This is a genomic window from Acinetobacter sp. YH12226 (assembly GCF_013417805.1).
GTDB lineage: Bacteria > Pseudomonadota > Gammaproteobacteria > Pseudomonadales > Moraxellaceae > Acinetobacter.
This window is the reverse complement of sequence record NZ_VPDG01000012.1, coordinates 78,743-99,816: the sequence shown is the minus strand read 5'-3', so window position 1 is coordinate 99,816 and position 21,074 is coordinate 78,743. Positions and strand designations below refer to the sequence as shown.

The following is a 21,074-nucleotide window of genomic DNA, read 5'->3' as shown; positions in this document are numbered from 1 at the left end:
TTCATCAATACATCGCATCAGCTTCAGATCTGATGCACTCACAGGTTTTGGGCGATAGTAATAACAACCACGGGAGACTTTCAGCAGCTTAGCTTGCTTAGATACTGAAATCTGAAGTGAGTCGTCGATTAACTTTTGTGGTTGAAGCGGCCCAGTTTCTTCAACACACCTTCTAAAAAATCAATTTCTAATGCCTGCTCACCGATTTTTGCATGTAGTTTTTTTAGATCGATGGGTGGTTCTGTTGGAGCTTTTGATTGATCGAAAGCTTGCGAGGAAGCTGAGATCAATTGATTTTTCCAGTCAATAATTTGGTTTTGATGAACATCAAACTCAGCACTCAATTCAGCAAGTGTTTTTTCTGCTTTAATCGCAGCAAGTGCTACCTTAGCTTTAAAATCATTTGAATGATTTCTTCTTGGTCTACGTGCCATAAAATACTCCATATATTGATGTTTATAACATCATTTGAGGAGCAGAATATCACTTATAGGAGTTGTTCAAATTTACGGATCCATCTCTCTCTCGTACACTTAGAAGATAAGCATCTGGATTCGTTTTTAATTCTTTATCTAACATTATTAGCTTATTCAACATATCTTGGTTTGTCGTCTTGGGAATGATCCAACCGCCAAAACTAATATTGTTTAATTTGATGTTAGGTAGTGGATCTTGTCTATTTTGTTCCAGTAACCAAAGATAGTTTTCACTACAAACAAATAAGACTTTTAATTCCTGATCAATGCGCCGTAAATCACAATATCTGAATAGGTTTACGTTACCTGGTGCTTCAGCATTGATAATTGGTTTTTTTCTTGTTTTTTCACCATGTAACTTAAAGTATTTAACACAACTTTCAATGTCACTTTTTAAATTGATTGGTGCAGTTTCTATTGGTGCCTCTGATAATTGTTCTTCAGCATATTCAAAATAGATCCAACATACATCTTGGTCTTTTAGCTTTTCAAAAAGCCAATCTGGAACGTCATGCAATTTTTGTTTTAGTACAAATGGTTTTCCTACATTCGTAATCTTGACGCTTCTTTTCTTGTACGTGTCCAGCTCCCCTATCTTCTTCACGCCACTTTTATATAAATAACGGTTTTTGAGAACTACTTTACTCTTTTTTACCTCTTTTTCAGGTTTAGGATCAGTACTGGATTTTTCAGGCTCAACATTCAAACAAAAGTAATCTATTCCTTTGGTAAACAATTGAAACTTCCCCTCCTTTTCAATTAAGGCAAAATTCCCTCTGATTTCAGCACCTACTATATCTTTAGATATTAGAAATCGATCATCAACGGTTTGTTCATTTAAGAGCAGTAAAGCCGATTTAAAATCTACTTTGTGTTCTGGTATTACAACATAACCGTGGTCAAACAACTTTTTGCTCACTCGGATAACTGTGTAAATATCCATAACCAGCTCCTTATATTATTTCCTGTAATTTTGGTTGATGTATTCTTGGATCGCTACAATTCTTTTTTCTGAAGTAGGATGCGTTGATAAGAAATCAATTTTAGTGCCCTGTTTTTCTTGGGCTACTACTTTATTCCAAAAGCTGACTGCGCCCTGTGGGTTGTAACCAGCACGAACCATAATATCAACACCTAGAAGATCCGCTTCACTTTCAAGTTTGCGCGAACCAGGTAAGTTAACCCCATAATCGCCTAGTAAACTTGTGCCAGATACAACCATGTCACCAAGACCAGCCGAACTAGCTGCAAGCACACCTAAACCAGTTAAAAGCTTTTTACTTACCTTTTCACGCCCATGATCACGTAAAGCATGTGCAATTTCGTGGCCGATCAGTGCAGCCAATTCATCATCAGTTGCATTAATTTTTGTGATAGAACCAGTCAACACACCGATCTTGCCTCCAGATAGACAAAACGCGTTGATTTCATTATCTCGGATTGTATTAACTTCCCAATTCCAATTTGCTGCGTCAGCTCGATAATGTGGAACTTGTGCGATAAGACGTTTTGCTACTCTATTTACTTGAGCGTTATTCACAATCAATCCACGCTGTTTAGCAGTCGTGATGATGTTGTTGTAAGACTGAGTACTTTGCTGAAGATATTCTTTTTCAGAATACAACATGATTTGTTTGCGTTTAGAACCCATTCCATCAATAGTACTAGATACGCAACCAGTTAAAAGAGATCCGGCAACAGCCAAAACACACAAAGATTTCATCTTAAAATCAAACATTTTGTTTTCCTTTATGTTTAAAAACATTTAACAAGTTAAAACTGCGCTTATTAAGCTTGTTTTTATCTTCCAAATCAGTAATACATTTAAACTCTTTTAAGATGTTTTTGTAATGCTCTTTTTGTTCATTTTCTGACTTATTAAAACCTTTCAAAGCTAACTGTTCAATAGTTTTAGGGCTGAATAATTTCAGAAGAACTATATTTAATATTAAAGTACCAGCCAGTAAGCCCAACGCATAAAGCTGAACAACTGAAGTACTGTATTTAGGTTCCATCGGACCAAGTGAACCAAAGCATATAAAGCTAAATACAGATAAAGTAACTGCAGCTATAAAACTAGATACCGTAACTCTAATCTTGAACTTATATCGTGCAATTAAAGCGACAATTAAAAAACCAAAAAGTATGGTACCAATTGCCGTAGCCATTATGACTAAAAAGAGCCCAGGGTTTGTGTTTGATGGATCTAACATTTCCATAGAATATCCTTAAATAAAACCCTTGCTTTCTAATAGGGTGAAACGATCTTTAAACAGTACAAAGAATGTTTTTTTAACGCTTTCGTACTGGTGTTTGATAATGTCTAAAGCACTATCATATGCACCTAGTTTCACGTAATTAACAAAATTGGCATGATCAAAACCTTTAAGTTTGTGACGTTTAATAAAGCCCTTAAAGTCTTGCTCTTTTTCTTTAAATTGATTCTCAAATTCAAAGAAAAGTTTGCCTAATTTCATGCTGTATAGTTTTAAATTGACAATAAATTCGACTAAAGGTGTTTCATTTCCTCTAATCGTAACCAGCATGTCTTTATCTTTTGTGATTTCGAGCGATGGTAAAAAATTAGAAAAATTAACCAGTAAATCACTTAATAAAACTTGTTTATTAAAGTATGTGACCAAAACAGGTGCGCTATCTGGCACATACGCTTTGATACGTTCAAATTTACTTAAAGCTTCTGGAGAAGCATGACCACTAAGGGCTAATTTCACTAACATATAATTCACTCGACATCTAATTCATTTTTTAAAACCAATTTGTATTTTGGATGAACCCCAAGTCTAAGTTGAAGTAATGTCCACGCTTGCTTTGTTATTAACTTTTCGCCACTTTCAAACTTTGACCACTGTATATTGTTGTACAATCCTGTGTGACTAGACATTTTGGTTTTACTTAAACCACTCCAGACTCTTAGTTGTTTTCCTAAGACTGGTATTGGAACCAGCATTAAACCATTGTCCTCTTGTTCCTTTAAAATCTTTAAAGCTGCCTTTTTACCTACTAATTGACCGCCATCTTCACAAATATAAGTAATACGAGCTGTATATTGTTCAGAGTTTAAGCACTCTTCTAACAATGCTAGAACTTCATCCTGAGGATTCGTTAAACCCCCTCCAACCGTATCGCCTGTATCAGTTTTAATCACGAGTTATACCTTTTAAGATAGATATTCTTATAGTATATACGAAAAACATTTAAAAGATTTTTTTAAAAAAACAAAATGTTCATTTTTTGTATTTTAGCTAAAACCACTTATAATATGATTATTGGTATTAACCAAAGTTTAAAACATATTGAAAGGTGTTTAAAATGACTAACTCTAAAACTAACGCTAAAACCAAAGAGAACCGCTTAAACCAAAATGGCAGTTTAAGCAAAACCGACCAACGCAAGCTTAAACCTATTTCTTTTTGCTTATTAGATACAGAACAAGTGACAATGCTGGAGAAAATTGAAAAGTTTCAATATGGCAATTTCTTTAAAAACATTATAGCTTCTATGACTGATGAAGAAGTTGAACAGATCGCGAATAGCAACAAGAAAAGCGATCCAATCATTCCTCAAAAATTACTAGATCTAAACATCACAAAAGGTTTCTTATCTTGTCGTTCAATTGCAAAGGTGCTTTTTAAACACAATAAAGTTGAATCTATGCTGCATGAGCTACGTAACTTTATCTCTGACGAATTCATTTTAAAGTTAGCTGAAGACCGCAACTTAACACTATCTATAAGCGACTCAGAAGTCGATTCTAATACCTCTTCAGGTATGTTTGATGATCGCTATGCGATGGCTGATACTGGCTATATGAGCCGTACAACACCTGTTTTCAATCAGCAAAATATTGAATCTATAAAATCCATTGTTCGTGAACATGAGAAGCTTCCAAAACATGTCGAATTAGACAATGATTTCATTGAACAGTTTATGAATGACAATCCTGAAGTATTCGCAAAATTATAAAAACACAAACAAAAAAAACCATCTAATTTTTAGATGGTTTTTTTATGTCTTAATTATTTCTAGAATCAGCTATAAAGCTTCGCTGGCTCGTCTGCAACTGGTATCACTGGCTGTACTTCTTGCATAAGAATTTTAGTCACTTCATCCAGTGGTGCAATGTTGGAAGGTAAAAACTCTATTGCTTCAGGAAATTGTGATTTAAGGTAAGCATCTATGGCTTTGTGAATAGCTCGGTACCATTCTCGCGATTCGCTCTCTAAATTAAACATGCTTGAAATTGAAGCTTCTAGATCCGCAATATATTTACTTGGTAGTAAAGCTTTACGCTCCATATAAGCTTGATGTGCCATAGCAAGCCAGATAAAGCGATTTAATTCCTTACTACTTCCCTCTACGCTATTATCTTTAAAGTTCAACGTTCTAAATTTGCAAATGTGAAAATGTTGCTCACTAAAATATTTAAAGAAATCTTCATACTCAATTACAGAAATGGATTTTTGTAGCACCAATGGTATATCTAATGCGAGATCCACTTCGACTTTACGTGTACCAATGCCATTTTTAATAACAAATTTCATATTCACCTCAAAATAAATTAAATTGTTTAAAGGTGTCTTTATCATTAAAAGTAACCAGGTGATGCGATTCAATTAACGATTTAAGGTCCTTAGCCTGAGCAACTGGCTGTATTTCAATGCTGGCGATTTGTGCAGCTTCATGAATTAACCCTATGATTTGAGCACGGCTTTCTAAATATGCAGATAGATCGCGAGTTTCTTTGAATGAAGAAATGACAAAGTTAATATTCTTTTCTAAATTCTCACTCAAACTGCTTAGTGTTTGGTTAATTGGTGCATACTTTTCTATATGCTCTAAGACTGTTGCATGATCTAGAAAAAAACTAACTTCCAGCAATAATGAATTGTAAAAATCAATAAAGTTCGTTTCTTTTTCAAAGATGAAAATTTCTTGGCCATCTTCGTCATTAGGTATCTCAATTGAACCTTTTGAGATCTCAAAACTTTCATCCCCCAACAATGTATGCAGAATTCGGCCTAAGTGTTCTGCATGTGGTTTGCTGTTAGTAAAGTTGATTTTCAAGTTTTCATTTGAATCAGCAATACGGACTAAAATATAGTTTGTTGTGTGAAATAATTCATCTGCATTGTCAGTAAAATTTAACATTGAAATCTGATTATCTGTTCCAGCATCAGAATCAAGTTGCTTATCCAAAAATTCATGGTTATCAATAAAAAGCTTAGCTACACCGTTTGTAATAATGCTTTCGTATTCACCAAAGTTTTGTGCAAGGTATTCGCTCATTAAATTTGGCAGAACTTCTAATAAACTTTTTTTAAGATCCGATAATTCAATAGCAGAATTGAATAACGAATCTGGCACAAGGTTCTCTACCTCTTCATCAAGTGCTTCATCGTTTGGTGACAACCCTTTTTGCTGTGCAATTGCATTACGGAAGGAAGCCATAATTGAGATTGTCAAAATTGAAAGTGTTACCGTTTTAACCCATTCACTTTTCACATCGTTAGGCACGTAAAAAGCGCAATTACTAACCCACTGGTGGTTATGATTAAGAATCCGCTTTAAAGGGGTTTTAGTGGCTGGAAAAATTTCAAAGACAGTATTTAAGATTGGGTTTTTACCCAATTTGATGCTTTTATTATTACCGTAAAAATAGATGCTGCGAATATCAGACATAATATACTTTCTTAAACTTAACGTTGGTTACATATTATCACTGATTTAGTTTTAAAAAATATTTTTTAAAACTATTAATTTTATTTTTTTGTGTTTTAATTCTGCCCTTGTTCACTGCTTTTAAAACCCAAAAAAACAGGTAACTTTTGCTTAGGCTACGGTGGGAACTTGGTATTACAGTGTTATTTGGTAGCTAAAAAATTAAACATTGATAAACTATTGATAGTAAAAGAGATAAGGAATAGATAGATTTCTTTGCGTGTAGGGATATACTTTTCATCAAACATTTTGTTTATCGCATACAGAAGTGAAGAAAAACATAAAATGAATATGATGATTTGCAATATATATGATGGAGTATTGAGGGTTTCTGGTAGATATTTAATCTTGTATATCGTTGTATTTAAAAACATTTCAAACACAAAGAATACAACTACAAAGATGTAGCAAATATTGAAAATGGCAACTAAGTTGTATGCCGATTTGAGTACCAGGCCTGTCATCGATTGTTCACTTGAATCAATCTCACCCGTTTTTGGAATTTTAAAAAGCACAACGCGTTCCAGTTTTAAGAGTGTATCTATTATACTTTTAGAATACCTTTTATCAACTATAAAACTTTGTTATTAAAATAAAAAAATGGCCTTTTAAGACCATTTTAAAACACCCTACCCTCCTTTTAAGACTAGCCGTTGTGCTTATCTTTAGAATCACGGTAAGTAGAGATATGGTAGAAGAAAAAGCACGATAAAAGTGAGAAAAGCACCACCCCGAACGTGTTCCAAAATCTGCTATTTGATAGTTCAGAAATACGTTTATTGATTTCTGAGATAACACATGGATTCGCTTTTGCAACTTCAACATTTACATTGCAGACTTCAGCATATTGGAATAGGAATGTTTTATGGCCAATATCATACATTTCTTGGATCTGGTTAATATTGGTCGTATTCAGAAGAACCATAACAAGAGAGATCAGTGCTACAAATATAGAGATAACAAGAAAGCACTTCACAATGATTTCACGAGCCACATCATCAACACCACTTAAATATCTTTCGAGCAATATATTTAGCTTAGTTCGACCATCAAGGATAATGTTATAGTCATGTTTTACTTCATTATTTCCTGTATGGTTTTGATTTGTTGGTTCAACAGGAATGTCAGATAATTCGGCTGGTAAAGTGACTGCAATTACATCTTTTTGTTCTTCAGGTGCTAAACTTTTATTGCTGCTGTTTGATACAAAATCTTTTAATAAGGGTACTGGCTCACTTTTAAGGTGTTCTGTTTTTACAACCTCGTGAGCCGACTCATTTGCATCGAATAAGATCTTGTCTGTTCTTTCTGGATGCTTGAGATGTATATATTGATAAATAAAATAATTGATCTTTTGCTGTAAGACCGGGCTTTTATCAACTTCACTTTCCACATCTGCACCAAAAGTCTCAGTTATAGATGATTTTAATTCTTGTACTTCGGATTGATTCAGCAATTGATATAGTTCATATATTGTTTTAGAACTGATCATGATAAAACCCACATTAATATTCATTAAACTGTTAGTAGTATATAGAATGTGGTTTTAAAATAAATAGGTATGTTTTAAGAATAAAAAAAACCGCCTTTTAAGGACGGTTTTAAAAGGGGGTTTAATTAGTATAAACAGTTGCCGTTTGCACCAATAGAGCGTCCATTCTGGCTTAAATACCGTTGTACGGTGTTAGCAACATCTCTTGGGAGTTGATTATTCACTTTTTGTATAACATCGACTTTGTATTTATTCTGACAACTCACAATACCAGCCAACATGTTATTGATCAGTGATGTATTGTCTTTACCATCCAATTTACGTGTTTCTTCGTTTATCACTATGAATTGAACAATATTTAGATAGTTATTCGTGAGGTTGTCACCACTTTTTGATGACTTGTTTAGATTCTCAATGGTCGAATTCAAGTTATTCATTCGTGCTTCAAGGCCAGAATCACCAGTGACATTTGCATTATTGTTTTGGTAACGCGTAGCTGTGGTGTTCCGATTAGAATTATATTGTCTTTGCTGTATCGGCTGTTGCTGAACCTGAACTGGTGCTTGCTGTTGAATTTGACCAGGTGCTTGCTGTTGTTGAGCTGGCACTTGCTGAGTTGAATCTTCATTTGAAGTTGCTTTTTTATACCAATCACTAAAATCGGCATTTGCACTACTACTCAATATAGTAGCCGTAAAAATTGCACATAAATAAAGTTTATTATTCATTGTCTGAACTCTCTTTACCGTTGTAGTTCGCTGGACTAATAGCTTTTAAACTGAACTCATTTGCAAGTTTCCACAACCGCATAAATGTCTTTTGCTTTTCTTGTACCCAATAGTCCTTATCTTTTTTTAGAAGATTCTTTAATACATCTGAGTTCAAGTGGAAATTATCATCAAAAAAATGTTCAAACAGGAGTTCTGTTAAATAGTTTTGAGTTAACGTTTTTTTATTTTCATTACCCGTACCAAAGAATATTTGGCAAAGCTTTGTGCTTTCACACACGAGATCTATGTATTTTTTCTCGTCTGCATTTCGCTGGTGGCGCAAATGAGGATGTGTAATAAAAATAGAATTACGTATGAAAGCATAATCAATAATTACAGTAGCTTCCGTTTTCTTTGAAATGTACTCAGCGTTTGTAAGAATTTCACAAGTGGTAACATCAACTTTGTCGCGAATATTAATGAATTCGCTTGAGAAAGTAGATGCACTTTTGTTTTCGATCTCAACTTTCTTATCACGATTTCTCAGATAAAGTAAATTATCTGCTTGCTTCATATCGTTTAGGAATCTTTCAAAGAAGTGATTACTTTTATATAGATCTTCTAGAGCTCGCGTAACATAAGACGCAACCAAATTAAGATTTTTAGCTAAATATGATGGTCCATTCTTAGTTGTATAAGCAGCTAAACGATCCTTAACAAGTTCTATTACTTTTTCAGGTTCACCATTATTCAATCGAATTGCTGAAGTGAAGAGCGCATTACTGATTTTAAGCTCATTGCCCTGTTCATCCTGAACCTTTGCACACATTTCATTTAATGTATTAAGCGCTTTACGATAGTTGGACTTCAACTGAATCTGAAAACGATAATTGCAAAAATTGTCACGATCTGGTGTACGCTTATTGCATGGTTCATACTTAACAGAAATAAATAATTCAATAGATGGATTGTTATTCAGTCTTTCTAATGAAACAAGAAGTCGTTTACGGTAAAAATCACTTGCTTTGTATTTAAATTCTACTGAAAACTCGGTTAATGCTTTGAAGTCAATGTAAGGAATAACCACTTCGCCACGAAACTCATTGATCTTCATCAAGTTATACATATAAAGATCAAAACGGTCCTTAAATCCAAGAACCGTTAAAGTGTCGAGAACTGTGTAGCGCCCCTTTTTATCAAAATCTAATTCAGATAGATTGGCAATCAACGTTTCTTCAAGCTGATAGCAAATAAACGCATTGTTATCTAATTCAAAATAGCCCGTACTGGCAAACATTCTTTTATGAGTTACGCTGTCTACGTCATTTCTTGAAAATGGTTCGCTGTCCATTTGGCGTAAAGAGCTCATTGGTAGCATCACTTTACCAACACTATTTAGCGTATTCCATGCCAAAGATTTGATACGGCCATTGCTAAGGTAATTAGCTTTATTTTTGAATAAAAGAATTTGACGGATGTATTCAAAATTCAGAACAAAGTTGTTCGCTAGTTGTAATGCTTCAATTTGGGATAATTCAGGTTTTTCAGCGATAACGCGCTGCAGCTGATGTGCATACTTATTTTTGGCATTCACCAACATTAAGTAAAAAATGAATTGATCAACAACTGGAATATCTAGATAACATTCGACTATGAAATTACTGATTTTGTTGCCGTAACCCAAGAGATCCATGGTTTTTGTTTCGGCATTAATAATTGAGTCTTTGATTGACTGCGATAGTCCAAAAATTTCATCTTCTGAAATTCCTTTACTTATGCAGACTTGTGAAGAATCTTGCATAACTGCTCCACTTTAGACAACGTACAACGTACATTGCCTGAGATTGAATTAAAAAATAAAAATAAAAATATATTTGCAACCCAACTAACGTTGTAGTCTTTTCGCTTTAAAGCTGTGTATATACTAACTAAATTTTAGACAATAAAAAAGCCTCGTCAGAGGCTTAATTACGCAATTAACATTATTTGTTGACCGATCTGCGGTAACTCTAGTTTAGAAGTAGTGAACCTGTATGGTAGCTTCTCATATATGCTTTTAAAACTAAGAGAATTTCTAAAAAAATCAAAGCTTTTAGTGAGTTTAAAAGTAATATCGCCACTTGATAAGATTTGAATTTCGTCAATCATAGGTGCTGCAGCTTGCTTCGCATCTGTATCAATCATAAATGATAAATCACAAGCTTCACGCATGATCTGGTTGATAGTTTTCTTATTAAAATCTAGACCTGTAACGTGGTTAACTTTTTCAGCTGATACAACGTATCTACCGTCTTCTGCAGAATAAAATGCATTTAAATTATCAACTAGAATAAGCAATTCGGCAGATAAAACACCTTTTAGCAAAATATCAGACGAGCCAGAGCTAAACACATTGAAGTCAATGAGTATTTTTTGATGTCTAAGACTAAATGATTGATATTGCATATCTCGAATTCCCATAGGCATTCTGAGTAGACATTATAGCATCAATTCGTTAATTAGACTACGATTAAAAGCATTTTTAACAGTAATTTCTTAATAAATAAGACTATGAAAAACAGTGCCTTATATGAGTAATATTCACAATTACAATGTAAGTTAACCAATGTAATACTTGATCAAATAAATATGTGCTCAAGATAGGCACCCAGCGAAACTTTTTTATAAATGGTTTGTAAACTTTCTTCCGTCCTAATGACGTAAGTTATTGTTTTATAGTGGTGCCAAAATACGAGCGAAACTTTTTTATAAATGGGTTGTAAACTTTCTTCCGTCCTAATGATGTAAGTTGTTGATTTATAGTGCTGGCAAATTTCGAGCGAAACTTTTTTATAAATGGGTTGTAAACTTTCTTCCGTCCTAATGATGTAAGTTGTTGATTTATAGTGCTGGCAAATTTCGAGCGAAAGTTTTTTATAAATGGGTTGTAAACTTTCTTCCGTCCTAATGATGTAAGTTGTTGATTTATATTGCTGGCAAATTTCGAGCGAAAGTTTTTTATAAGTGGGTGTAAACTTTCTTCCGTCCTAATGATGTAAGTTGTTGATTTATAGTGGTGCCAAAATACGAGCGAAAGTTTTTTATAAATGGGTTGTAAACTTTCTTCCGTCCTAATAGCGTAAGTTATTGATTTTACTTTTTTGTCCAGATCCAATAGCTCAACTATCATAGATAGTATGTTTAGTATGTTTTAAGGTTAGGTTATAACTTTTTGGCTGTACCTAACTTCCAGCGAAAGTTTTTTATAAATGGGTTGTAAACTTTCTTCCGTCCTAATGACGTAAGTTATTGATTTATAGTTGTGTCAAAATACGAGCGAAAGTTTTTTATAAGTGGATGTAAACTTTCTTCCGTCCTAATGGCGTAACTCATTGATTTTCTGTTATAGTCTGAACTCAGCGAAAGTTTTTTATAAATGGGTTGTAAACTTTCTTCCGTCCTAATGGCGTAAGTTATTGATTTGTCGTAAAACAAGCTAAATAGCGATCGTTGGGTCATATATAAGGGCTATTCCTCATAAAATCTGAAAGTCTTTATTATCAAGGCTCTCAGGAAATTGGAGAAGTTATCCGCAACGTTTTGAATTTAATTTGCGCTCAAATGAATTTAATTTGCGCTGGAAGTATTTTTTATTCTATTTAATTTTATTATAAACAGCGACTTACAACACTTGCTAGTTTGCAAATTTCCAATATTGCAAAAAGCTAAAAAATGAACAATATTTTACTCATATTTTTAAATTCATTCTAATATACAAGAACTTAATTTGTGGATAGAATTTAATAGGAAAGTGGATAAAAACATCAAAAACCAGCTAAAAACGCCTTATTTTCTAAAAATTCAAATTCAATTTGCGCTCAAATGAATTTGATTTTCGCTCGTACCATTTGTGTTTTTCCGTACTAATCCTGTAATATCATGAAAAATAAGCATAAAAAATGTCCCTAATTAACTTCCCTTAATTAGAAAGATAATAAACAAAAAATTTCTTTTTAAAAATTTACTCTTAAACTTTTTAATATATTTTTTAATTTTTTATTTGCCTCCTTAGTATATACCAATGAGGTTTTGTAGTATTTTATAAATAGCTTGAGTCAATGACCAGCAATCAAAAATATAAAGCGTGGAATTTAAGAAATGAGTAAAAGTGATAATACGATTAAACGTATCGTCATGACTGTAGATCAATTTTACAAACATGATGAACAAGACGAGCTGTATGCATACGGCTTTGATATGTCTACCAATGAACCAGTTCGCATACGAATGAGTTCATCTGAAGAATTCACGAAGATCATTAATAAACTCAACAAGCATCATACTGAGAATGTTTCAGTAGATGAAGTCCACGCAAAATTTGATTCTGGACGTAACCAACGTACTTCATTAGACACACATAATCGCGGTGCTAACCGTGGTCGAATTATCTGTTTTGACAAATGTGTTGACTCACCCTACGAATCTCTTGACGGTTATAAAACTTATGTTGCTCAGTGGTGCAACGTAATGAGTAACAACCCGAATTCACAATTAATCAAAGCAGTCACTTCTATCAATGTGCATCAACAAAAAAACGGCGATTTCTTTGTTAAAGCTCAAATCATTGAAGATGCAGCACATATGCAAGTGCCCAATGTAAAAATTAATTCTCCAGCACTTCATAACGCTATTATTAAAAATAATTTACAGCTTCTTGTTAAATCTTTATCGAATAGTACTGACAACCAACCTGAGCGCATTCCATTTTCAAAAATTGTTGTGCGCTATGAGTCTGGTTCTGTATTAACTACAATCCCATTGATTCCAACCTATGACAGTGCTGATCGTGAAAGTGTTAAGCAATTCGCTAAGCCAGATCCGTTGATGCAACGTGGCGGTATTGATAAAACTAAAAAGTCTTATCGGGTTGCTAAAGATCCGATTGAAAGTATCAAAGATATTTTGAACGGCAATGACTTTCACACCGCAACTTTTGATCCAAATTTTGTACCATCCAACCAGCATGAAAAAGACCAGTTCGATAAACAGGCTCAGAACGTTTATGTTATGGACCAGGCCCGTATTGCCCTGTTTGCATTACTTGGCGATCGACAAATTAAAGTGTTCTACAATGAAGATGTAGACAAAGAAAAAAATCAAAATTTAAAACGTCTTTACGCTGGCTTGGTGAGTCAAAAATTACTGCCTGAGGTTTATCATGGCCAACAACTACAACTAGGTGCGCTTTACAAAGACACGTTCTTAAAGAAATTTTTCAACAATAAAACGCCTCACGCTGGTTTTCGCAAGGTAGATCCAGAAATAGATTTACGTACTGGTGAGGGTGTTCGTGGTGTTGGTGCACCTCCCCTAGTGAATCAATTTACCGATGACTACGGCAATCCAAAACCGCACGACTTAAATCCTCAATTTTTAAGTCAAGTTGATCGTCAGACCATGAATAAATTGACGCATGCAAAACAGCAATTTGCTGAAGCGTTTATTGTTATTCAACCACACCAACGGAACTCGAATAATTGTTTTGTCTCGTTTATCGAGCCTGTTGAACTTACTCAAACCCGTATGAATGCGTTGAACTTTTCAGAAATTACGGTAGAGCATGTACAGCAACATAAAGCTTCAATCGATAGTCCGTTATCTAAGAACTTCAACCACGATCTTTTACCTGATCCACAAGAGTTAATGATGAAAGTCAGACAGCCAGAAATGGATGTTAAGAAAAGCCAAGAAAAGGCTGCGACTTCTGATGTCTATAACGACATGACTTTTTAATCAAATTTAATAATTCTTCTTCAGGTTCGCTATGACTACTCATGATTTAAACGAAAAAATTAAATGGATCGACTTATCACAAGCTGGTGTATATCTCGATGTACGGCGTGTTGGCCAGACGGATAGCCAATTACTCTTATTGGACGTTCAAAAAAAACTATCTAAAGAAAATTTGAATAACATTGGTTTTACACCGATGAAGTTTGAGGCTTATCCTCACTTTGACGGTCACTTGTATCAATACAATTTGAATGAAACGATCAAACCAAGACTGTTTCATGAAGTTTTGGGTATTCCAAAAGAATTTATCCGTAGTGTGCTTGCGACTCGCCAAGAATTGCATGATTTGTTCAATGCCCAAGCAAAAACATTGGTGCCACAACGATTGAACGTTGCGTTGAATAGTGCAACTCCACTCGGTTATAACTCTGATGGCAACAAAATCTATGCTTCAGCTCATAACCGTTTTTACGTGAATGCCCAAGGTACGCAAATACCTGAAGGTCCTAATGATCAGCCGTCTAGTCTGTACTTACGTGCGACCAAGCAAAAAGATTTAAAAGAATGCTTAAGAGGCTATATCTATCAATTAGAACATGAAACAAAGAGCCATAATCACCAGGACTTTTTAAAGTTTTTAGCTCTAATCACGCAAGCCAAAAATGCTGACGTTGATGTATCCAAGGTAACAGATAAACAGATCCATACTGCAGAAGAAGCGCTTGAAACAGTGATGGTCGAAAAGTTAGGTGAGCTTGATTTTACTGAGAGCTCATTTAAAACGAGTTTAGCGTTATACAATCGCATGCCGACTAAGACCATGCGAAACAATACGATTCGTATGTTACAGCAATATTCGACTCCAATCCCGATGTCACTTGTGGCTCAGCGCTTATTGATTGAGGGTGATAACCGAACAAAACAAAACTTTTCCGTGCTCGAGCCAACTGTGGGTAATGGATCTTTAATCGGTTTATTAACCCAAGAGCGTAATGCTTCTGTCTATGCGGTTGAGTTAGATCCCAAACGTGCTGAACGTACAAAAGCACTGACTCAAAATTATGAATGCACGGTTGTTACTGCAGATGCTACACAAATTGATTTTGAGCAAACGTTTAAGCAAAAAGTTGACTATGTGATTGCCAACCCTCCTTTTGGTGCTATGGATAAACTAGAACGTGTTGCACCAATTTTGGTTCAACAGCGTAACGGCGTAGATCCAAACCCATTATTGGTAGATCCATCAGAAAACGTCTGGTTCAGTACGGATAAATTGGACCATGCCATTCTGGTTAAATCACTAAACGCACGAAACGATCAAGGGCGTTCAGTTTTCATTATTGGCTCAGATAAACAGATTTCAGATGGTACGGTTGAGCGTAAATCAAAGAATTTACTTAATTATCTCTATAAGCATTATGAAGTTGAGGCGGTTGTAGAAATCCACGGCAATGCATATGCACGAAACGGCGCTAATCAAAATGTTCGTATGTTAGTGGTAGGCAATCGTAAAAACGAACAAGCGTTACTACAAACTTACCAATCTTCTGTGGTACCAGATAAGTTGAAAGTCATTACGGACTATGACGAACTTTGGGGATGGGCTAATAACGTAATCTATAATCGTTTGAATCCGAATAAGGATCTATACTTCAAGCCAACTACTCCGACTCCAGTTGAGCAACAAGCACAACAAGCACCAGTGGTTGAACCTGTTGTTGAGGTTAAGCCTGTTGAAAAAGAAAATGACGATTTGTTTGCCAGTCTAGGTGATGAACAGCCTGTTTCGCCACTTGAAGATATTGCATCAAGTGTAACGCCTACGTCTGCAGTCACTATGTTTGATGAAGTCGTGGTCGCTAAAGAAGAAGAGATTAAGCAAGAGGAAGCTGTCAAACCAAAACCGATGTTTGGTCGTAAACCTAAATCAAAACCGAATAAAGTTTCTTTTGACTTCGGAACCGTTGAAGTTAGTACGCAAACAACCAGTTCAGATGATGATGTACCTACACCAACTGAAGCTACACCAACGTTTGAAAATGAAAATGACAATGATTTCGTGCCTGAGGTAAAGAATCCGCACGAGAACCAAAATCTGGATGAAGACCTTGACGATGACGTTAATCTTCAAGTAGGTGATACCACGGCGACCAATGAGGGTGAAACACCTGAACAAACACCAGCTGAAGAACCAGCGGTAGAGCAAGTAAAACAGGAACCGGGTTTAACTGCTGAAGAGATTGCTAAGTTAAATTCTGAATTAGCGATCGGTACTGAGCAAAAAGAAGAACCGACTGTTGAATCTGACCAATCAAATTTACAGCCGATTGTTCCTGTTCCTAATGCTGAAAACACAACAGAACCAACTCCGGAAAATATATACCAAGTTAAGTATATACCGATGTCTATGGCATCTGAGCCAATTGCTTTAGTGGCTAAAAACCAGATTAAAGCGATTAATCAGGCAAATGCTCAATTGACTACACACATCCAAAATGTATTAGGTTTTGGGGGTATCAATTTCCAAGCTGAAGTCGATAATGGTAACTACCCTACTCTTGTTGATGCCTATGTCGCTAAGAAATTGCAATATGACAATTTTGATGCACTAAAGTCCGCTTTTGCATGTGAACAGGTCGATGCGGTTGCCCATATCATTTTACGTTTTGACCAAAACTTACCTGTGCTTATTGGCGACCAGACGGGTTTAGGTAAAGGTCGTATTGCAGCTGCGTGTTTACGATATAGTGCGTTAAGAGGAAAGCCCCCTGTTTTCCTTACAGATACAACGCAACTCTTGAACGACATTTGGCGTGATATTGTTGCTACAGACAGTGACAAGTTCTTTAAAGATCCGTTTATCTTTAACTCGGATGCTGTGATTAACCGCTTTGGTACTGAAGAGGTTTTATTCACTGGCCAAGATCTACCTAAGGAAATTGAAGATATTCCAGCGCAACATGACTTGGTATTGGCAACGTATAGCCAATTTAACCGACCAAACCGGAAACGTGCGTTATTGACTCGTTTTATTAATCAAGACACTGTTTTGGTGATGGATGAAACGCACCGTGCAGCATCCTTGAAATCAGCTACAAGTCAATTTTTCTTAGATGTTATTGATCAGACCAATCTAATTAATTTCCAGTCTGCATCGGCAATTAAGAAACCTGAAAATCTTGAATTCTTCCATAAATTGTTCCCTCGATCCGTATCTCGTAATGACTTACAAAAGGTTATCGATAATGCAGATGGTCCAATTTTGGAGTTTATTTCTGAAGGTTTGGTAGACAGCTCTGCCATGATTCGTAGAGAGCAAGATCTCTCGCACATTACCATTCAAACCTTTGTGCCAACTGAAGAGGAAATTAAGAAATTTCACAATTACTCAGATGTTCTTTCTGACATCTTGACGGACATGGTGAAATTTTCTAAAGATATTCGCCTCGATGCGCTAGAAAACATTGCCAATGATGATGATGCTGTTGCCAATTTAGACTTTCATCAGGATTCAGACGATCCGAAAAACCGTTTAAGTTTGAGTGTGATGAACTTTGGATCTCGAATGTACCAGATCCAAAAGCAATTCCTATTGGCATTGAAAACTGACTCTACAAGTGATGCTGTGATTCAGGCATTACATGAGGGTAGAAAGCCCGTGATTGGTTTGGAAAATACGGGTGAGAGTCTATTCAACATTTTGATGCAAAGTCGCATGGAAGCGATTTTAAAAGCAGATACGGCGCAAGACGTTACCGCTGATTCGCCTGAAAAAGAAAAAGCGTTTAATAACTTCAAGTCGGTATCGTCAGAAATTGAATTTCTTGAAAATGAGCTTCAAAAACTCATGATCAAAGAAAACCGTGACGCTGGCGATGAAAAAGCAGCGAAAAATATTCAAAAGGAATTGACTAAGCTTGAATATAAGCGCGGTAGCTATCTGCAAAGTCAAATTTCTGTTTTAGATGAACTCCCACAATTCCGTGACTTGCTTGAAGTGATGTTAGATCGCATCGATGTGGTGAAAGCTGAAGATAACTACGGTAACTCGTTCGTTAAGAAGCTCAGTACGGAAGTGACATTTAATGAAAACGGCGATCCAGTGGTAAGTCCGTATAAAATCATTTTGGATCGTATCAAAGAAAAGATTCAAAAGTTCCCTGACCTACCTTTGATGCCTTTGGACGTACTACGTAACAAGGTGACAAAAGCTGGCTTCAAGATTGATGAAATCTCTGGCCGTCAGATCCACTTAACGGAAACAAGAGACGGCAAATGGAAGGTTAATAAACAAGAGAACAATACGACACAAGGTAAGATTTTGGTTCAATCAAAATTCCAATCTGGTGAAATCGATGTTGTTATTGTGACTCGCTCTGGTTGTACGGGTATTTCTCTACATGCAGCCAAAAACCCTGATCCTACAATTCCATCGGATCACTTGCGCCAACGTGAGTTGTTTTTCTTGCAAAAACCTGAGAACTCTACCGATACGATTCAGATGATCGGTCGTGTGGGTCGCCGTGGTGAAGAATCACATCCGATTATGACGACAGTAGATTCGGGTATTCCAGCAGAAACACGTATGCACTTAATGATGATGCGTAAACTGTCTACCCTATCAGCGAACGTCTCTGCCAACTCAGAAACCAAGTTTAACGAAAACGATTATCCTGACATGCTCAACTACATTGGCAACCGGGTAGCGTTGGACTATTTAAAAAATAACGTAAACTTGGCGAACACACTTGATATTGATATTTCGGATGATGAAAAAGGACCATCATATCGCACGGCGCAAAACTATCATGTGAACCAGTTGCTATCTAAACTGATTTTGATGCCGATTAGTCAGCAAGAACAGGTTTATCAAGACTTGGTTGTTGACTATAACGATAAGATCCGTGAATTAGACTTGTTGGGTCGTAACCCTCTCAAGACCAACTTTTTAGACTGGAAAGCTAAAAAAGTCCGTGAGTTTGAAGTGAAGGACAACTTCTTTACCGTGACTTCAGAAACAGAAGCAGCCAAGATCAATACCTTTGATCTACCTGTGCGTTTTGAAGGTCTGCAATACATTGAACATGTTGAGCCATTACGTGCTGACAATCTAAAACTCATGTTCAAAGAAAGTGATGATTATCTGGTGCGTCAATTTAAACGTATCAATGAAAACATCAATGAAACGGTACACGGACTACTACACTATGCCTATAACTTTGAGGCATTGATGTACCAAAAATATGAAGGCTTTGCTAAGCAAAAGTTATTTTTCAAAAATGGGCAAATGCGTGGTGAAGTGATTCGTGATTATCGACACGAAGTATTTGATCATTTCGGTGTTGTTGAAGCCAATGTAAAACACATTGATGATATTCAATTTCGTAAACCTGATGATCACTCTGCAGATGCTTTTGAAAAAGTAGCTGAAGCGGTTTATCTTGCCAATGATCCTATTTTGACCTCTAACTTTGATCGCATGTATCGAATTGTTCAGGATCTAAAATTCTTGGCTCGTTCTATGGAAAGGAACGAAAAAGAAGGTCATTCAGCGCATGGGTTATTGTTCCTTATCTCAAAACCTAGTCTTTTTGATGATGAAGTGACGCCAGATCACAAAACAGGTGCTTTGCTACGTCTAGACCTACCGCCGTTACGTGTAGGTGCAATCACACCGAATGCGGTTAAGCTTGATTTGGTTTACCCTGGTGATAAGAAGTCGTTTAAAGTTCCACTGATCAATTACACCATGCAAAATGCCAAGCAAGACTTGGATTGGGTAGCTCCAGTGAGTGAAAAAGGACGTATTATCCTAAAACGCTTCAATCCTGAATTTTATTCTTATGCTGATGTGAATAGACGTCATGTTGAGGATCGTCAACCCTTGGTGAACTTATTTACTGAACAAAACAATTATTCCCGTTATACGCGTACCTATTTTGAGAAAGCGCCGTCTGGTGATGTCACACGACAAGCGATTACCTTAACGGGCAATATGTTCAAGGCACATAAGATTGTCAGCTCACTAGATCTACGACATTCAACCGTTATATTTACCGATGCTGATGGTATGCGTAACCGTGCGTTATTATTGCCATCAAATACACCAACTGACTTGTTTGAAAGCTCTCTTGAAAACCAAGTGACGTTTAAGCAAGTTAAAGAGATTGCGAACTTCTTTAATCAATTGCCTGTAAACATTGATTTCAACCGCAATAACTATGTGGGTACTAAGGTTAATTTCCCGTACAAGAAAGCAAGTATTGAGTTCTACTACAACGGGTCAGACTGCTTTAATGTGACGGTGAAATCTGTTGCAAAACAGTTCAATCGCTTTATGTCGAATACCAACGTATTCCATGATCCTAAAGGCGGTAAAACAGATGAATCGTTGAACATCCACTTTACTGAGCCAGGCCGTAATGAGTTTAGATTTGCGCTTGATCTCAAGGATGTTGAACGCTTTGTTGACGAGCTGGACAGTACAACCAAAATTGAAGCTGCCTTTTTGGATTTAAAATCTAAGCTTCCTGATGGTAATGATTACTTTTTAAATGAAATTAACCGTATGCTTAATCCTCCAGAAGAGCCAGCTTATAAGGCTGAGTTACCTAAGGGTAAAACCTTAGATAACGATCAAGAAATCCAGCAATTATCTTTCTAAAACCCTCCCTTAAAAGGTATATACCAGACCATACGTGAATAACAATTACGTGTGGTCTAGTTCGTATATACCATGTATCATATCCGTGACGATCACATTGACGTTTTAAAAAACAAATACAGGTATTTTATGTGCAACTCTAATCCCTTAGAGGAATCTTCTAATAACTCAGATTTAGTGGATTTTGACAGTGAATTAGACATCACAACTGGTTTTAATTC

General features: G+C 35.8%; 14 protein-coding genes and 1 pseudogene. 3 read left to right on the top strand and 12 right to left on the bottom strand.

Annotation, left to right across the window (positions count from 1 at the left end):
* The 6 genes and pseudogenes from FTV08_RS11955 to FTV08_RS11930 all read right to left on the bottom strand — a co-directional run.
* Positions 1-446, bottom strand: a pseudogene (locus tag FTV08_RS11955) (IS3 family transposase); the annotation flags it as partial.
* A gap of 37 nt (positions 447-483) precedes the next feature.
* Entirely contained in the window at positions 484-1,419 is a 936-nt protein-coding gene (locus FTV08_RS11950) for a hypothetical protein (RefSeq protein WP_005028393.1), read from the bottom strand.
* A gap of 15 nt (positions 1,420-1,434) precedes the next feature.
* Positions 1,435-2,214 (bottom strand): M48 family metallopeptidase, encoded by a 780-nt coding sequence (locus tag FTV08_RS11945; RefSeq protein WP_005005756.1) that lies wholly within the window; start codon positions 2,212-2,214, stop codon positions 1,435-1,437.
* Positions 2,207-2,695 carry a hypothetical protein gene (locus FTV08_RS11940; protein WP_005005757.1) on the bottom strand — a complete coding sequence of 163 codons (489 nt, stop codon included), beginning with the start codon at positions 2,693-2,695 and terminating at the stop codon, positions 2,207-2,209. Before FTV08_RS11940 ends, FTV08_RS11945 begins: the two co-directional genes overlap by 8 nt.
* Positions 2,696-2,704: 9 nt before the next feature.
* Positions 2,705-3,214: a hypothetical protein gene (locus FTV08_RS11935; protein WP_005005759.1), complete on the bottom strand. Its 510-nt coding sequence runs from the start codon at positions 3,212-3,214 to the stop codon at positions 2,705-2,707.
* Positions 3,215-3,219: 5 nt separating this feature from the next.
* Positions 3,220-3,642, bottom strand: coding sequence for a hypothetical protein (locus FTV08_RS11930; protein ID WP_005005760.1), 423 nt, complete (start codon positions 3,640-3,642; stop codon positions 3,220-3,222).
* Positions 3,643-3,806: 164 nt separating this feature from the next.
* Between FTV08_RS11930 and FTV08_RS11925 the strand changes: the two genes are divergently transcribed.
* Complete coding sequence (locus tag FTV08_RS11925; protein WP_180087404.1) at positions 3,807-4,460, top strand: hypothetical protein; 654 nt, start codon at positions 3,807-3,809, stop codon at positions 4,458-4,460.
* A 65-nt stretch (positions 4,461-4,525) separates the two neighbouring features.
* Here FTV08_RS11925 and FTV08_RS11920 read toward each other — a convergent pair whose 3' ends face one another.
* From FTV08_RS11920 to FTV08_RS11895, 6 genes are all read right to left on the bottom strand, one after another.
* A complete protein-coding gene (locus FTV08_RS11920) occupies positions 4,526-5,038 on the bottom strand; it encodes a hypothetical protein (RefSeq protein ID WP_005005767.1) in 513 nt (170 codons plus the stop codon).
* A 7-nt stretch (positions 5,039-5,045) separates the two neighbouring features.
* Entirely contained in the window at positions 5,046-6,176 is a 1,131-nt protein-coding gene (locus tag FTV08_RS11915) for a hypothetical protein (RefSeq protein ID WP_005005771.1), read from the bottom strand.
* Between the two features lie 685 nt (positions 6,177-6,861).
* Positions 6,862-7,707: a hypothetical protein gene (locus FTV08_RS11910; RefSeq protein ID WP_024160863.1), complete on the bottom strand. Its 846-nt coding sequence runs from the start codon at positions 7,705-7,707 to the stop codon at positions 6,862-6,864.
* 125 nt (positions 7,708-7,832) lie between these two features.
* Positions 7,833-8,435: a hypothetical protein gene (locus FTV08_RS11905; protein ID WP_005005776.1), complete on the bottom strand. Its 603-nt coding sequence runs from the start codon at positions 8,433-8,435 to the stop codon at positions 7,833-7,835.
* Positions 8,428-10,218, bottom strand: coding sequence for a hypothetical protein (locus tag FTV08_RS11900; RefSeq protein WP_005005779.1), 1,791 nt, complete (start codon positions 10,216-10,218; stop codon positions 8,428-8,430). The genes FTV08_RS11905 and FTV08_RS11900 overlap by 8 nt, the downstream gene beginning before the upstream one ends.
* 167 nt (positions 10,219-10,385) lie before the next feature.
* Positions 10,386-10,862 carry a hypothetical protein gene (locus FTV08_RS11895; protein ID WP_005005780.1) on the bottom strand — a complete coding sequence of 159 codons (477 nt, stop codon included), beginning with the start codon at positions 10,860-10,862 and terminating at the stop codon, positions 10,386-10,388.
* A gap of 1,692 nt (positions 10,863-12,554) precedes the next feature.
* Here FTV08_RS11895 and FTV08_RS11890 point away from each other — a divergent pair.
* Positions 12,555-14,189, top strand: coding sequence for a hypothetical protein (locus FTV08_RS11890; RefSeq protein ID WP_005005782.1), 1,635 nt, complete (start codon positions 12,555-12,557; stop codon positions 14,187-14,189).
* A gap of 31 nt (positions 14,190-14,220) precedes the next feature.
* A complete protein-coding gene (locus FTV08_RS11885; RefSeq protein ID WP_005028698.1) occupies positions 14,221-20,853 on the top strand; it encodes a strawberry notch C-terminal domain-containing protein in 6,633 nt (2,210 codons plus the stop codon).
* Positions 20,854-21,074 lie beyond the last annotated feature (221 nt).

What these genes read in the sequence shown, in the direction of transcription:
- FTV08_RS11945 (WP_005005756.1), bottom strand. Translation starts at nt 2,214, where the DNA reads ATGTTTGATTTTAAGATGAAATCTTTGTGTGTTTTGGCTGTTGCCGGA.
- FTV08_RS11900 (WP_005005779.1), bottom strand. Translation starts at nt 10,218, where the DNA reads ATGCAAGATTCTTCACAAGTCTGCATAAGTAAAGGAATTTCAGAAGAT.
- FTV08_RS11890 (WP_005005782.1), top strand. Translation starts at nt 12,555, where the DNA reads ATGAGTAAAAGTGATAATACGATTAAACGTATCGTCATGACTGTAGAT.
- FTV08_RS11920 (WP_005005767.1), bottom strand. Translation starts at nt 5,038, where the DNA reads ATGAAATTTGTTATTAAAAATGGCATTGGTACACGTAAAGTCGAAGTG.
- FTV08_RS11885 (WP_005028698.1), top strand. Translation starts at nt 14,221, where the DNA reads ATGACTACTCATGATTTAAACGAAAAAATTAAATGGATCGACTTATCA.
- FTV08_RS11905 (WP_005005776.1), bottom strand. Translation starts at nt 8,435, where the DNA reads ATGAATAATAAACTTTATTTATGTGCAATTTTTACGGCTACTATATTG.
- FTV08_RS11910 (WP_024160863.1), bottom strand. Translation starts at nt 7,707, where the DNA reads ATGATCAGTTCTAAAACAATATATGAACTATATCAATTGCTGAATCAA.
- FTV08_RS11925 (WP_180087404.1), top strand. Translation starts at nt 3,807, where the DNA reads ATGACTAACTCTAAAACTAACGCTAAAACCAAAGAGAACCGCTTAAAC.
- FTV08_RS11915 (WP_005005771.1), bottom strand. Translation starts at nt 6,176, where the DNA reads ATGTCTGATATTCGCAGCATCTATTTTTACGGTAATAATAAAAGCATC.
- FTV08_RS11950 (WP_005028393.1), bottom strand. Translation starts at nt 1,419, where the DNA reads ATGGATATTTACACAGTTATCCGAGTGAGCAAAAAGTTGTTTGACCAC.
- FTV08_RS11935 (WP_005005759.1), bottom strand. Translation starts at nt 3,214, where the DNA reads ATGTTAGTGAAATTAGCCCTTAGTGGTCATGCTTCTCCAGAAGCTTTA.
- FTV08_RS11940 (WP_005005757.1), bottom strand. Translation starts at nt 2,695, where the DNA reads ATGGAAATGTTAGATCCATCAAACACAAACCCTGGGCTCTTTTTAGTC.
- FTV08_RS11895 (WP_005005780.1), bottom strand. Translation starts at nt 10,862, where the DNA reads ATGCAATATCAATCATTTAGTCTTAGACATCAAAAAATACTCATTGAC.